We start from the raw sequence: 14,823 nt of genomic DNA on the forward strand, positions 1-14,823 counted from the left end.
AACAAAGGCCAAAGTACGATATTTAACTATAGTTTTGGTAATTGGTGAGAAATAAACAACTTATTTCCTGAATTATTGGGTTTAATGCAATTCTATTTGCCTTGGAAGTTTGGTAATTTTATAACTTCAACCGAGTCGAAATAGCGCCGCTACAGCTGTAGCAGCGCTAAGACACCAAGTTTCTATCTATTTTTCTAAGAATGTTCTTTCGGCGAAAGCCAAAAAAATATATGTAATATTCAAATTAAAGATTTATCTCTTCATGGAGAAATGTCCTCTAAATTCTTGACCATTTTCGCGTTGCACCATAAACCAATAATCGGTGGAAGGAAGTCGCTTGCCGTTGAGAGTACCGTCCCAGCCGTAATCTTTGGCTAAAAGTTCTTTGATTAATTTGCCATAACGGTCAAAAATGTACACCTTAATATTAGGTTCTGCTTTGGCAAAATTGACATGCCAAGTATCATTTATTCGATCGCCATTGGGAGTAAAGAAATGTGGGTAATTGAGTAGGTGAACAATTTTCTTAGCATCACCGCAACCATAAATATTTTTTACAAATACTTGGTAAGTTCCAGCAGCTAAACCATAAAAGGTATTCTCAGTTTGAAAGGTGATATTGTCTAGTGAGTACAGATAATGCTCAGGATTTCCGCTTTGTAAAACAACAGAAAAACTGTTGTCATTGTAGGTCCAATCTGAAGATATAATTTCTGAAATTTGCGGAACGGTGGTATTTGTAACCACGACGTTGTAAAGCGCCGAACATGTAATTTCTGTGCCGTATGCACGCTGCACTTCTAGAGTGTAGGTTCCAACTTCACTTACAACAATAGACTGTGTAGTTTCTCCCGTTGACCATAAATACGATGTCATTCCTGCATCGGCGGTGATGGTAATCGGGCTACCTTCGCAGAGTGCGTAATTTAACTTCATATTCAATTTAGGATAGGGTTTAACTTTTATCTTAAAACTGGTAGTCTTAATGCATTCCCCGATGAGTGCACGCAATCTCACATAGAGAGTTTTACTTCCCGAGAGGTATTGGTAAGGAAGAGGATTTGTTCCTGACAGCGCATCTGCTATACTAGTATGATAGCTAATGCTAAAGTCTACCTGATCCTGAGCGCCAACAACAGCGGCGTTTTGCAGAGATAAGTCAAATAGTACTTGGTTGTCCATATCGGCTTCATCACACGCAATCATATCTTCGGGTTGCTCGATAAAGAATGGCTCTGGTAAATTTGAAATATCTACAATTTGAGTCACGATATTTCCGCACGACTGCTGCACTTGAAATTTGTAAATAGCCGGTTCTAATCCTGTAAAAATATTATTGTCGCCATTGTCAACTAAAAATGGTAAGCCATTCTTTTCTATAATTCTAAAAATTAGAGGTGCAACACCATCACTTATAATTTTTATGTCTGAGGATGTTCCGTCGCAGGAAATTTTCACAATCTCTTTGATAGAAAAATCTTCGTTGACATTAAATACATTTGTAACCACAAAACATTTCTCAGGGTCGGTATTTGCAGCAGTTGACATACTTTCAAACACTTGAATAATTCTAAAATCTCCAAAAGTGGTGACGTTGTAAACAGTTGTTCCGTTGATGATTGGAATTGAATTTATCAAGTCAGGTTCGCTGCCTTCTGGATACTCTACAAAAGTTTGTGGATGTCCCCAAGTATTAGTTACAGGATCTAAACGCTGCAGCCAGAATTTTTGATTAAAATTTGTATTGGATGTATGGGTGTATTGAAATTTGAAAGCGCCGCAAAACCTAGTGATATCTAAAGTGTCTTCGGTAACTATAGTTCCCTCCACATTAATTGTCGCAATATGAGTTTTACCGCATATATCTATCGCACTAATCGAGTAGGAGCCAGGTACTAAGTTATTAATAACCAAAACGCCTTCAGGGTTTAAATTTGAGGTAACATTAAACGGAAGTGGTGATGCAAATGATGCTGGAGCAGCTGTAATTTGTGCCGAAGCGATTGCTACTCCCAGTTGACCTTTTATTACGACACTTCCTGTCTCTCCACCGCAGTCTGGTCGGGTAGTTGTGATTATGTTGGAAGTATCAATGTACGGGACTTTAAAAGGAATTGTATACTGCTTACCGCAATCATCTACAATAATAATAACATAATCCCCACTAATCAAATGAGTCATAACTAGAGTCTTGGTGGCACTGTTGTAAAATGCCATCATATTGGCAGGAAGTGCAAGGTTTGCTCCACTAGGCGCAGTAGTCATGCTGGCACTTACAATTCCTCGACTTGGCACTTGAATAGACACTGTAGCGAAATTTGACACACATCCAGGCTCCGATTCAATCTTCACAGATGGAATAACTTCAGGCACTTGAAGATTTATTTCATGTGTTGCTGTATTTCCACAAGCGTCAACAACTTTTATTTTATAGATTCCTCCCGGCATAGAATTTCCTATGCTACCAAAGGTTATGTTTGGAGCATTATAAGTTGGAAACTGTGCACTAAAGTTTCCCGGGATAAAACCAGCAGGGGCGGTTATGAAGGATAGTGTATAGGGACCTATGAAATTACTGACATTCACATTTAAAAAAAACTCATCACAGGGCGCTGGTACTGGACTTTGAGAAACCGTAAGTTTTTTATCTATTTCTCCCGACAACGTTATTTCAGTTCCGCATACCCCAGTGGTAGAAACAGTATAGTTGTAAGGCACTCCATTGTAATACGGTATTACCGCCGAAACATTCGTTCCGCTAGTGACAGTTTTAACAATGACCACTGCTGGTCCGCCACTTGGAGGATAAATTGTATAAGTAAATGTAAGAGGGTATGGAATTACTCCGCCGCTGTCAATAGAAAAGGAATTATTTATTGTAATTGAATTACATTGTGTTAGAGCGGCAAAAGAAGTGGTACTAGGATTAACAGTAATTTCCTGAAATTCAGAAAAAAGGATATACGTTTTTACTAATGCTTGACCGCAATCATCAAAAACTCTAATTTGATAAGTCCCTGCAGGTAAACCAGTAAAAACATTTGAAGTTTGCAGTGGACGAAGTACAGGACCTGCGATAATTTCAAACATTGCCGGATTTCCCGCCACAACATTTGCGGTAATTGTTCCTCCTGTTACACATTGACTTTCTATTCCGGAAAGTGTGTATGCCAATGGAGTTATTATATCTAATATTGTAATATCAACGGTCTGCGAATTTATCTCATTCCCCAATTTTTGAGTTGCGATAACTCGATAATCACCGTGTACAAGTCCGGTGAGGGTAGAAGTGGTTTGAGAAGCAATTGGATTTGCAAGATTTGGAAGCTGATAGGTATTAAAGGTTACGACAGCTGCTGGATTCGTGCCGGTTGCCTGCATGTCGAGACTACCGTTTCCAGTACAGGATTCATCTGTAGATGTGACTGTAAGTACAAAAGGTGGTAATTGTGCCGCTGCAAAGTGTACTGCGAAAAGGCATAATGTGAGCATGTAGAAGATCTTTTTAAACATTTGTTTAGTCAGATTATTTATGTTTTAAAATTCTAGTGAAGACGTTGGCAAATACTGCGCAATGTAAAAAAACAGCTTATAATTATGACAGAATAACCTTCCAAATAAGTCAGTGATTTTTTGTCAATTATGCCTGTGTACTGTCGGGTACAAAGGTACAATTTTATTGTATTTACAAATATTTTTGCTTTAAATACTTGAAACGCACTGTAGTAGCGGTCTGATGCCAACTATTTGCTTATTTTTGGATATATTTCTTTCCTTTTGCTCGTCCAACGACCTCAAAAGAACGTTCAATTACATCCTTTCGTGCGCGTAGAAATGTTAAAAATATTATTTCACTAAAACGCTTAGTATGTAATAAAAATTGTTTAATTTTGCACACCTTTTGGTGGATAGGGGTTTCCTTGAGGGTCAATATTTTACGTAAAACAACTTCTGTCTTTTTCTACTAATTAAAGAAGCCCGAGAAAAAACAGAATACAAATTTTTATCAGAATGTCTGAATTAATTAAATCACAGGAAGAATTCTTAAACAATTTTAACTGGCACAATTTTGAAGAAGGTATTGATGCAGTAGATGCTCAAAACCTACAAGAGTTTGAAGACTTAGTTTCAAAAACTTTTATTGACACAGATCAAGAAGAAGTAGTAGAAGGTACAGTTGTAAGAATTACTGATCGTGACGCAATCGTTGACATCAACGCTAAGTCTGAAGGTGTAATTTCTCTTAATGAGTTCCGTTACAACCCAGGTCTAAAAGTAGGTGACAAAGTAGAAGTACTTATTGACATCCGTGAAGACAAAACTGGACAACTAGTTTTATCTCACAGAAAAGCACGTACTATCAAATCTTGGGATAGAGTTATCTCTGCAAACGAAACAGGAGAAATCGTTAATGGTTTTGTAAAATGCAGAACTAAAGGTGGTATGATCGTTGACGTTTTCGGAATTGAAGCATTCTTACCAGGATCTCAAATTGACGTTAAGCCAATTAGAGATTACGATGTGTACGTAAACAAAACAATGGAATTTAAAGTTGTGAAAATTAACCACGAATTTAAAAACGTTGTAGTTTCTCACAAAGCGCTGATCGAGGCGGATATCGAAGTTCAGAAGAAAGAGATCATCGGTCAATTACAAAAAGGACAAGTATTAGAAGGTGTTGTTAAAAACATTACTTCTTATGGTGTGTTTATAGACTTAGGTGGTGTAGATGGATTAATCCACATTACAGACCTTTCTTGGAGTAGAATTAATCACCCAAGTGAAGTTCTTGAACTAGATCAAAAATTAAATGTTGTAATCCTTGATTTCGATGATGAGAAAACAAGAATTCAATTAGGTCTTAAACAACTTAATGCTCACCCATGGGATGCACTAGATGCAGAACTTAAAGTAGGTGACAAAGTGAAAGGTAAAGTAGTTGTAATCGCAGATTACGGTGCATTTATCGAAGTAGCTGAAGGTGTAGAAGGACTAATCCACGTTTCTGAAATGTCTTGGTCTACGCACTTACGTAGCGCACAAGATTTCGTGAAAGTTGGAGATGTTGTAGAAGCTCAAATCTTGACTCTTGACCGTGATGACCGCAAAATGTCTCTAGGTATCAAACAATTGTCTCAAGATCCTTGGACTGATATCACTTCTAAATATCCTGTAGGTTCTAAACATTCAGGTATCGTTCGCAACTTTACAAACTTTGGTATCTTCGTAGAACTAGAAGAAGGAATTGATGGACTTATCTACATCTCTGACCTTTCTTGGACTAAGAAAATCAAACACCCATCTGAATTTGTAAATGTTGGTGAAAAACTTGACGTTGTTGTTCTTGAACTTGATGTTGATGGACGTAAATTGTCACTTGGTCACAAACAAACAACAGAAAATCCTTGGGATAAATACGAAACTTCTTTCGCTGTTGGAACTATCCACAACGGAGAAATTTCTGAAATTGTTGACAAAGGAGCTACTGTAGAATTTGGAGATGATATCGTTGCATTTATTCCTACTCGTCACCTTGAAAAAGAAGACGGAAAGAAATTGAAAAAAGGCGAATCTGCAGATTTCAAAGTAATCGAATTCAACAAAGAATTTAAAAGAGTTGTTGCATCACACACTGCTATTTTCCGTGAGGAAGAAGAGAAAAATGTGAAAGCAGCTTCAGATAATACTTCAAGCTCATCAAACAGCAATAATGCTCCAGCTTCTACTTTAGGAGACAGCAATGACATTCTTGCAGCTTTGAAAGCTAAAATGGAAAAAGGAGGAAACTAATCTTCTTTATTCAATATTAGAAAGCCTCGTAAGTAATTACGAGGCTTTTTTTTGCCATTAATTGCAGCAGAGTGATGATCCAAATATCCAGATAACTTCAGACTCAGATTAGGCTCTGCGCTTTATTTTTACCTACTTGGCTTATATATGTATAAATAATTGAAAATTATTTCGCCAACCAGTTTTTATTTTCTTCTAAATTCATTCCCCATTTAATTCCCAATATTGAAATTAAATTTTTTTCAGAAGTCGAAGTGAAATTTCTTCCAAAACCTCCAGTTAAGTAAACATTGTTGTTAATTTTATATTGGATAGTGCCCACAGATCTATAATCCCGACCGTCCCCATTTCTGCTAATGTATTCATAGCCTACAGAGAAATCGTCTACATCTATTTGCAATTTACCGCCTAAGTCCAGATATTCAAATTGATTTGTATAATCTAAATCAACTGCACTATAGACCGCTTTGTCTTCTAGAAAGCGAATAAATCCGAATAGGTTTAAATACTTATTCTTCCTAGACAATTTTGGTGAGTATGTGATGGTACTCCATACACCCGTCCGGTCAGGCTGATTATGACTGAAGGTTTGATCTGGATATAACAAGCTATATGCTGCCGCAAAATCTAAAGTTAGCAGAGGTCTTTTTAGAATTTCTGCGAAATCGTCGGCCTCATCAGTTGGAAGTGAGTCGAGCACTTTTATTCTTTGCAAATTATACGCTTCGGTAGTTGTAAATCGGTTGAGAGTGGGATAATTGCGAGCCATTATTTTGTCGGCGACTTCAACTAAGCCTGCATTTTGGTTCCTCATTTTTGCGTAAGCACCTGCAATCGCAGATTTATTAGCTCTAAATATAGTGACAATAGTAACGCTCATTCCCATGGCAACGTACGTCGCCGTATCGCTTTTTGCAACTAGTACTGAAATTGAGGGCTGCAGTAATTTGTCTATTGTTACTTGTTTAAAATCTTCAACCTTATTTCCTAAGCCAAAATATTCTAAACCAGTTAATTTCTGGCGATTTAATCCGAAATCAAAGGAAATATTCGAAAGGTTCTCGGTGTTAACATTAAAGTCTTTGGAGTTAGGATTCGAAATTACTACCGCCGCAGTGTTGTCGAGTAGCGATGCTGTTGTCGAATAAACAATTTCTGAATCTTTTAAGTCAGCTACAGCAGCCGAATTCTGGCTGATAACGATGTTCGTACATAATACACTTACTATAAAGAAGGCTATTTTCATACTAAATCTATTAATGTTACAAAATATAAGAGCTTTTTGCTTTCGATCCTATACGGCCCAAAATCATACTTTTTAAACTCCACCACTGCAGTTTCGCAATCATAAACTTTATAACTAAAGTTTAAATCTTTAATCCTATTGGCAATTTCGCCTTCAGGCAGTGCATCGATTGCATAGTAACTCAGATAGGTTTCAAAGTAGAGCAGTCCTTTATTATGCGTGAAGGGTTTAGTGATCGGAATTGACGCATCTGTGAGATGCATTGGCGTTGTAAAAATCGGACTATGAGGATTTGTTCCGTCTTGTAAATCTAGAAAGAGCCGAGTATATAGCGGGATGAAGCCGTTATTGTTTGATAATTCAAAACTCGCCCGAATCTTCTCACAGTTTTTAGTATTGAAAACTTGGCTCATAGCAATGATTTTAGGTGGTTATTTGTATTTTTAAAAACTGAAAAAATTTTTGCCGTCTTTTAGATTTTATACAAAAATCAGCTTCTGTAGAATCTGATTTAGCTGATTCCTAATTTTCCAAAAGTCATCGGTCCAACAATACCATCCGAAACCAACTTGCTTTTAGTCTGAAAAGCTTTTACCGCTTGCAGGGTAACCAAATCAAAGTTACCGGTGATTGCCAAATTTAATCTACTATCTTTTGCATTTAAAGCTCTTTGCAATTCGGTTACCATAAATCCTACCGCTCCTCGACGCAGATAACTGCCTGATACAAATTTAGACCTGGCCACACTCATTTGGTTTGCCTCTCCCTGCAAAGCACCGATGGTCACCGCATCGGCAATTCCGCTGGCATTCATAGTATTTTTAATTTGAAATTCCTTCAGAAAAGCTTCGGTTTGCGAACCAAACCAACCGTCTATTTCAATCTCGTAGCCAATATCATAGAGGTATTTTTGAATCTGCGCAACTTTTGAACCTCTATCTCCTTTTTTTATCGAAGTAGCAACTGGCGTAACTCTATTATCGCTATAAACCCCCGGATTGATAAAAGATTTGACAAGATTTCGCGATCGAATTCTTTTCATCACCCCGCCACCATCGCTATTATTAGAAGTGGATGTATTGCCTTCCCATGCTTCAAGTACTGTTTTTTCTGAATTATTCCACTTGATAAAAATTCCAATGTGATCCGCATAACCGTCACCTGTCCAATCGTAGATTACCAAATCTCCCGGCTCCGGATTCGAAGTGAGCTTCCCTTTTTCTCGGTAATAATTATGCGCCGCTTGGCAGTGATGAATTCCGTTTTTTGTCTGAATATGTCCCAACGGATGCCCCGCGTGGTGAAACACCCAACTTACAAACATCGCACACCATTTATGCCCGTTCAAAGATGGCTGATACCATAATCCATATTCAGTTTTATTGCTGCCTGGCGGCCGTTCTACAACACCATTTTGCGACTGCGCTTTGTTAAGTACATCTTGTCTTGCCATGATTTCTAGGTTTAGAATTAATATAATCTCATTTATACAATCGGACTTTAATTCTTTAAGTAGGAGTGGAGAATCGAATTTTCCCGTAATATAATCAGTATTTAATACTTCTTTTCTAAGGCTGCTAGTTTGTAAAAAACTAATAAGCAATAACTTACGATTTGGTTTACTAAAGCTACAAAATTATATGATACCTATCTTTTATTTTTTTGGAGCTTTTTGCCTCGCCCGTTAGCGTTGCGCGGGTCCCACTATTCGCTCCATTCTTTTTGGGCAGAAAAAGTCCCAAAAGGATTTGCTTCGCCAGTTCGCAAAAGCTCGGGTCCACTGCTATCGGGGCTAGGGCATTTCGTCAGAGAACAAACGCAAACGTAGGTAAACCACCTTTTAATTTTGTTCGCTTCTAATAGTTCAAAATTAACTTTAGTACAGTATTTAGAATTTTTTGGACTTCAAATTTGTAGCTTGCGGCAAAATATCTTTATTTTTAATTGTACCTAAATTAAAAATGTACACATCTTGCACTGCCAAGAACTCTAGTTACAACAAGGCATTTAGACGATTCAGGTTCTTAAAAGAACCCAATTATCACAAACATTAACTTTATGACAAAAACTACTCTGAACAAAGGAATATTTGTACCTAGTATGGTATTTATATTAATTGTGTCCGTTATATCGGTGATCTACCCAGCGTTGGCAGATCAAATTCTGAATAGCATTAAAAACTTCATCTTTGTAAATCTCAACTGGGTTTACGTCTGGTCAGTAACTTTATTTGTAATATTTCTGGTCTATCTACTCTTCAGCAAATACGGAAATATTCGCCTAGGTGACAATGAGAGCAGGCCCGAGCATAGTTTCTTCTCATGGGTAGCCATGTTATTTTCAGCAGGAATGGGAATTGGACTCATGTATTTTGGCGTTGCCGAACCAATGCAGCACTATTCATCCGAAGTTTTTGGCGTGACCGAATATGTCAACAAAGCCAAAAATGCGCAGCTTTATACATTTTTCCATTGGGGCATTCACGCTTGGGCAATTTACGGGCTTGTAGGATTGTCACTATCTTATTTTGCCTATCGTTTTAAATTGCCGCTTTCACTAAGAAGTTGTTTCTATCCGTTGTTAAAAGAGAAAACCAACGGAAGATGGGGAAATGTAATTGATGTCTTTGCTTTGTGTAGCACATTTTTCGGAATCACCACCACTCTGGGTTTTGGAGTCGTTCAGATAAATTCGGGACTGCAAATTTTGGGCATAGTTCCCAATACCAGTTTTATGTATCAGATAATGATTGTGGTAATTTTGGTGTCGCTTGCCATCGCATCAGCGCTTACGGGAGTAGATAAGGGAATAAAGATCTTAAGTAATATTAATGTGATTATGGTAGTTTGCCTGCTACTATTCGTTCTAGCTCTTGGGCCAACCGTCTACCTTATCGGAAGTTTTACCGAAGGATTGGGGAATTATATCAACAACTTTTTCAACCTGACATTCAGTACCCACGTCTACAATCCCGAAGTATTGCCTTGGTTTTACGATTGGACGATTCTCTACTGGGCGTGGTGGATTTCTTGGTCTCCTTATGTGGGACTTTTTATTGCCAAAATATCTAAAGGTAGAACCATAAAGGAATTTATTGTGGCGGTACTGCTAATTCCTTCATTATTTAACTTCATTTGGATGACCGTTTTTGGAAATTCAGCTATCTGGTTTGATCTAAACGTTGGACAAGGCGCGCTAAGCGCAGTATCAGGAAATCCTGACGCCTTAATGTTTCGATTTCTAGAATACCTACCTTTCTCAAGCATAGCGAGTTTTATTACCATCCTGATTGTAATGATTTTCTTTGTAACCTCTGCCGATTCTGGAATTTTTGTAATGAATAATATTGCCACCAAAAACGCGGAGAAATCTCCAAAATGGCAAATTATTCTTTGGGGCGCACTGCTCGCAATTCTGTCATTGCTATTGCTAAATGCTGGTGGACTGAAAGCGTTGCAAAGCATGACTTTGATTACCGCCCTACCATTTGCAATTATTATGATTCTGTTTATTGTGAGCTTGCTCAAAGGTCTTGCCATCGATCAATCCTACTATGAGCGTAGCTTTTCCAAAACTACAATTCCCTGGTCTGGACGACTATGGAAAGACCGCCTTAAGCAGATTGTAGCATCAAAAGATCGCGCTTCGGTAGATCTTTATATCAATACTGTTGTCAAAGAAGCTTTTGGCGAATTGCAAACCGAATTTGCAAAGAACGGAATTGAAGCCAGCATCAATACCTCCGAAAATCCTTCCAAAGTCGAAATTGAAATCAAATATGATGTAATAAATAACTTCATCTATGGCGTTGAAACCACTTCCAAAAAAGTTTCCAATTACCTAGTTGAAGAAGACAACCTTCCCGACATTCAGGCCAAAGGCACCTTCTATCCAAAAACCTATTTTGGTGACACCCGCGAGAGTTACGACATTCAATATTTTACGAAAAACGAATTAATCTCCGATGTATTAAAGCATTACGATAGATTTTTGGATATCGTATCTGATGATAGTAATGAGATGTTTATTAGTAGTGATAGTAACGAGAGGATTGAGTGATTTTAAAATAAAAAACCCTCCAGATTTGAAGACTTTGGAGGGTGTTTTATTTATAAGACTGGATATTTATCCTACTGACATTTTTGCTGACTCTTTCCAGAGGTAATTTGGCATCGGCTCGTGTAGTTCCCATTTGATACTCATAGGTTTTGATCCTTCATGATTGATGAAATTAGCTTCTCCGATAAAAACATAACCCATCGTGTTATTGAATTGATTTTTTGCCTGCTCTCGGACAAATAGCAAAATTCTTTTGCCGAGTTTTTGATGATTTATATAAGTCAAACCTTTTCCTAAATCAGCTCTAGTTTGATTTTGTGATTGCCAATGAAATAATATTTCACTAATAGCATAATCATCATACATCGTTGTTGGCGAATAATCTTCCTCCGATTTTACTAGGTCAATGAAAAGAAGTTCTGTATTAATATCTTTGTTTTCCGCAACTCCAACTCCTATTTTATTTGATGAAACTTTATCAAACGTTGACATCTGAAAAGCTACTAAAATTTGATCTCTTGTATATCGGGCATGTACTTTTAAGGGTTGCGCATAAGGTAAGACAATATCTATTTCTTTAAAATCGACCCTGTCTATAAGAATTTTCAAAACTTCAATTATTTCGTTGTTCAATATTTTATTCTTGCCAATTGACCTTATACTTTCCTCTAATGATGGAAAGCCACCTGGATTTTGCCAAACATCGTAGTGAAGCATCAGCAACATAGTCAACTCATTTTTAGAATAATCCTTCAGATCTATATTGAAATTTTTCTTTGCTAACTGTAAAATGAAATAAAAATAGATAGTTGATTTTGTTGAGAACCATTTTTTATTTATAGCTGAATAAATTTGTTTCTCATGGAGCTTATCAAAATCTTCAATAACACCTGCAGCTTGGCACAGTCTGGACCAAGCCCTTTTTTATAAATTGCCTCTAAAGGTATATGGGTTAAATCTATAAAATTCTTTAGCGTTAAGGGAAGAGTTGTTTGGTGTTGAAAGTTTCGAATTTTCGTAATTAGCTGATTAATATTGAAAGTGGTTGCCTTTCTTATGTTCTCTAAAATTGTCTCTTTTGTTCTTTTCTCCAAAACAATAGAGCATCCTAGAGGTAAATGAGGAAAATCTGCCTCAATTTCTTTCTGAACTGAAGTAGTGGTTTTTCCAATTAAAGCTCTGAATTTACTTTCAAAATCATATTCAGGCCTTGAGTTTCCAACAAAATCTAGCACGGTTAAACAATCCTTACCTTCAGACAAACGTAAGCCACGTCCTAGCTGTTGAAGAAAAACCGTCAAACTTTCTGTTGGACGTAGAAATAAAACAGTATCAATTTCAGGTATATCTACTCCTTCATTAAAAATGTCAACGACGAATAAGTAATTAAATTCTTTGTTTCTAAATTGATTACGAATTATTTCTCTCTCTTTTGAGTTGTCACTTGTAAGAAATGCTGCTTTTATGCCGGCAAGATTAAACTTTTCGGCCATGAATTTTGCATGTTCAATAGTTACACAAAAACCAATCGCTCTCACGTCATGTATATTGTTCGTATACTTTTGAAGTTGCGTAATTATTTCGCCAACACGAATGTCATTCTTAGTATAGATACTTGTCAATTCGCTTGCAACATATCTTCCTTTTTCCCATTTTACATTGCTTAAATCAATACTATCTGTAATTCCAAAATACTGAAATGGAGAGAGTAATTTTTTATTTAAGGCTTCAGGCAGCCTTATTTCTGCAGCAATTCGATTGCAAAAATCTTCAAGGATATTTTCACCATCCATTCTTTCAGGAGTAGCGGTTAAGCCTAATAATACTTTTGGTTTAAAATAGTTGAGAATAGGTCTGTAGGATGAAGCGGATATATGATGAACCTCGTCGATGATTACAAAATCATAATATTCCGGAGATAAATTTAAATCCTTTATTCGATTATTTAAACTTTGAACCGAAGCAAAAACGTACTCGTTGCTTGACGGTATTAAGCCGTCAACCATCAATTCTCCAAAATTGTTATCTTTCAGTACGCCTTGGAAAGTAGCTTTAGCCTGCTGTAAAATTTCTTTTCGATGTGCTACGAATAATATTTTAGAAGATTTATTATTGTCTCTAAAATTCTTATAATCAAAAGCTGAAATAACCGTCTTACCAGTTCCTGTTGCTGCGACTAATAAATTTCTGTATCTGTTATGAATAGTCCTTTCAACTTCTAACTTCTCTAATATTTCTTTCTGATATGGATATGGTTTTATGTCAAAGAAAGTAATTGGTGCAGCGTATTCTTTCGAAAATCTACCTTCTTTAAGGGCAGTAATTAATTTTTGAGAATGACTCTCTGTATTAAATAATTCAAAATCGGAATCTTGCCAATAGGCTTCAAAAGTTTTCCGAAATTTGTCAATAATATGTCCTACTTCTTTGGTCGTGATTTTTAAATTCCATTCCAAACCATCCGTTAATGCCGAACGAGAAAAATTTGAAGAACCAATATATCCCGTATGAAATCCGGTTTTTCTTTCAAACAAATAAGCTTTGGCATGTAGTCTTTCATTTCTAGTATTATAAGAAACTTTCACTTCCGTATTATCTAGAGAAGCTAAGAATTCAACCGCTTTTGAATCTGTTGCTCCAACATAAGTGGTTGTAATTACTCTTAATTTGCCGCCACGACTTGTGAACTCTCTTAACTCTTTTTCTAAGATTCTTATACCTTGCCACTTTATAAATGAAACTAAAAGATCCACTCTATCCGAAGATAAAATTTCTTTTCTCAATTCACTTTCAAGAGTAGTCCCTGAATTACCGCCAGTAAAAAGCTCACTATGAATTAATCTGGTGAAAGGAGTTATCTCTTTGAGCCGCAAATCTAAATCAGTGAAATGATTATCAACTTTTGTAAAGACAGCTTTTAATATTTTCCCTTCTGTTTCAATTAAATCATCTTCAAAATCTTCTTTTTTAAGCTCCTCTTTTAAAAACAAGATAATTTTATTAGCGATAGCAATTTGTTTATCAAGTGCATCATCGCCTTTTACCAAACTTAACGCATGTTTTAAAGTGCCCGAAATATGATGAGCTAACAATTGAGATGCTTCGGCTTTATCAATAACGGTTGTCTTAACTTGAAAATTATCTTTCTCTAGTTCACCAAGTTTAAAACTCACTAATTTTGTTACGAGTTCCTCGTAGATTCCTTGATTCATAATTTTATTTTAAGTAATTCTTCAACAATAGGTAAATCAGCTTCAGCCCAATCTAAATGTAATAATTCGGCAGGATCCAATAATTTATAGGTATGATGCTCTGTCAGCATAATATCGCCAGAAATGTGCCTCGCTATAAATGGAATTAGATTAACTTGGAATTCTCCGTAATCATGAATAGTATTTGTGAGTTTACTTAATATTTCAATTTTTATATTAATTTCTTCTTTGATTTCTCTTTTAATACACGACTCCTCACTCTCTCCAATTTCAAGTTTTCCACCGGGAAACTCCCACTTTAAAGGTAGTTTCATTTCCTTGCTCCTTTGTGTAACGATTATTTTGGATCCAAAATAAATTATGGCGCAAGTAACATTTATCATGAATATTAAGTTTAATTAGGTTGGTTGAAATTTTATGCAATCTTTTAATCGCCTGACCGATGAATCAGTCTGTTCCCAAATCTATAGAATAAAATTTAACAAAGACCTGAAAAAATGATAAGTGAGTAAAATT

The 14,823-nt window shown here is 36.4% G+C and carries 9 protein-coding genes; 2 read left to right on the forward strand and 7 right to left on the reverse strand.

What is annotated here, in order from left to right:
* Nucleotides 1-252 precede the first annotated feature (252 nt).
* Nucleotides 253-3,513, reverse strand: a complete 3,261-nt coding sequence (locus SBO79_RS08375) for a T9SS type B sorting domain-containing protein (protein ID WP_318639969.1) — start codon at nt 3,511-3,513, stop codon at nt 253-255.
* 498 nt (nt 3,514-4,011) lie between these two features.
* Between SBO79_RS08375 and rpsA the strand changes: the two genes are divergently transcribed.
* Nucleotides 4,012-5,790 (forward strand): 30S ribosomal protein S1, encoded by a 1,779-nt coding sequence (gene rpsA, locus SBO79_RS08380; protein WP_318639970.1) that lies wholly within the window; start codon nt 4,012-4,014, stop codon nt 5,788-5,790.
* A gap of 166 nt (nt 5,791-5,956) precedes the next feature.
* Here rpsA and SBO79_RS08385 read toward each other — a convergent pair whose 3' ends face one another.
* The 3 genes from SBO79_RS08385 to SBO79_RS08395 form a co-directional block, all read right to left on the reverse strand.
* A complete protein-coding gene (locus SBO79_RS08385) occupies nt 5,957-7,036 on the reverse strand; it encodes a hypothetical protein (protein ID WP_318639971.1) in 1,080 nt (359 codons plus the stop codon).
* The gene (locus tag SBO79_RS08390; protein ID WP_318639972.1) at nt 7,033-7,449 is read right to left on the reverse strand and encodes a hypothetical protein; all 417 of its coding nucleotides are present in this window, start codon (nt 7,447-7,449) and stop codon (nt 7,033-7,035) included. Before SBO79_RS08390 ends, SBO79_RS08385 begins: the two co-directional genes overlap by 4 nt.
* Nucleotides 7,450-7,547: 98 nt before the next feature.
* Nucleotides 7,548-8,489 (reverse strand): peptidoglycan-binding protein, encoded by a 942-nt coding sequence (locus tag SBO79_RS08395; RefSeq protein WP_318639973.1) that lies wholly within the window; start codon nt 8,487-8,489, stop codon nt 7,548-7,550.
* Between the two features lie 605 nt (nt 8,490-9,094).
* Between SBO79_RS08395 and SBO79_RS08400 the strand changes: the two genes are divergently transcribed.
* Nucleotides 9,095-11,095 carry a BCCT family transporter gene (locus tag SBO79_RS08400; RefSeq protein ID WP_318639974.1) on the forward strand — a complete coding sequence of 667 codons (2,001 nt, stop codon included), beginning with the start codon at nt 9,095-9,097 and terminating at the stop codon, nt 11,093-11,095.
* 66 nt (nt 11,096-11,161) lie between these two features.
* Here SBO79_RS08400 and SBO79_RS08405 read toward each other — a convergent pair whose 3' ends face one another.
* The 3 genes from SBO79_RS08405 to SBO79_RS08415 form a co-directional block, all read right to left on the reverse strand.
* A complete protein-coding gene (locus SBO79_RS08405; protein WP_318639975.1) occupies nt 11,162-11,821 on the reverse strand; it encodes a DUF3427 domain-containing protein in 660 nt (219 codons plus the stop codon).
* Between the two features lie 110 nt (nt 11,822-11,931).
* The gene (locus SBO79_RS08410) at nt 11,932-14,307 is read right to left on the reverse strand and encodes a DEAD/DEAH box helicase family protein (RefSeq protein WP_318639976.1); all 2,376 of its coding nucleotides are present in this window, start codon (nt 14,305-14,307) and stop codon (nt 11,932-11,934) included.
* Nucleotides 14,304-14,690: a (deoxy)nucleoside triphosphate pyrophosphohydrolase gene (locus tag SBO79_RS08415; RefSeq protein ID WP_318639977.1), complete on the reverse strand. Its 387-nt coding sequence runs from the start codon at nt 14,688-14,690 to the stop codon at nt 14,304-14,306. Before SBO79_RS08415 ends, SBO79_RS08410 begins: the two co-directional genes overlap by 4 nt.
* Nucleotides 14,691-14,823 lie beyond the last annotated feature (133 nt).

Origin of the sequence: Flavobacterium ardleyense (genome assembly GCF_033547075.1) — a bacterium.
Taxonomy (GTDB): Bacteria; Bacteroidota; Bacteroidia; order Flavobacteriales; family Flavobacteriaceae; genus Flavobacterium; species Flavobacterium ardleyense_A.

Excerpts from the sequence above, each read along its gene's own strand:
- SBO79_RS08395 (WP_318639973.1), bottom strand. The coding sequence starts at position 8,489 with ATGGCAAGACAAGATGTACTTAACAAAGCGCAGTCGCAAAATGGTGTT.
- SBO79_RS08405 (WP_318639975.1), bottom strand. The coding sequence starts at position 11,821 with ATGTTGCTGATGCTTCACTACGATGTTTGGCAAAATCCAGGTGGCTTT.
- SBO79_RS08410 (WP_318639976.1), bottom strand. The coding sequence starts at position 14,307 with ATGAATCAAGGAATCTACGAGGAACTCGTAACAAAATTAGTGAGTTTT.
- SBO79_RS08415 (WP_318639977.1), bottom strand. The coding sequence starts at position 14,690 with ATGATAAATGTTACTTGCGCCATAATTTATTTTGGATCCAAAATAATC.
- rpsA (WP_318639970.1), top strand. The coding sequence starts at position 4,012 with ATGTCTGAATTAATTAAATCACAGGAAGAATTCTTAAACAATTTTAAC.
- SBO79_RS08390 (WP_318639972.1), bottom strand. The coding sequence starts at position 7,449 with ATGAGCCAAGTTTTCAATACTAAAAACTGTGAGAAGATTCGGGCGAGT.
- SBO79_RS08385 (WP_318639971.1), bottom strand. The coding sequence starts at position 7,036 with ATGAAAATAGCCTTCTTTATAGTAAGTGTATTATGTACGAACATCGTT.
- SBO79_RS08375 (WP_318639969.1), bottom strand. The coding sequence starts at position 3,513 with ATGTTTAAAAAGATCTTCTACATGCTCACATTATGCCTTTTCGCAGTA.
- SBO79_RS08400 (WP_318639974.1), top strand. The coding sequence starts at position 9,095 with ATGACAAAAACTACTCTGAACAAAGGAATATTTGTACCTAGTATGGTA.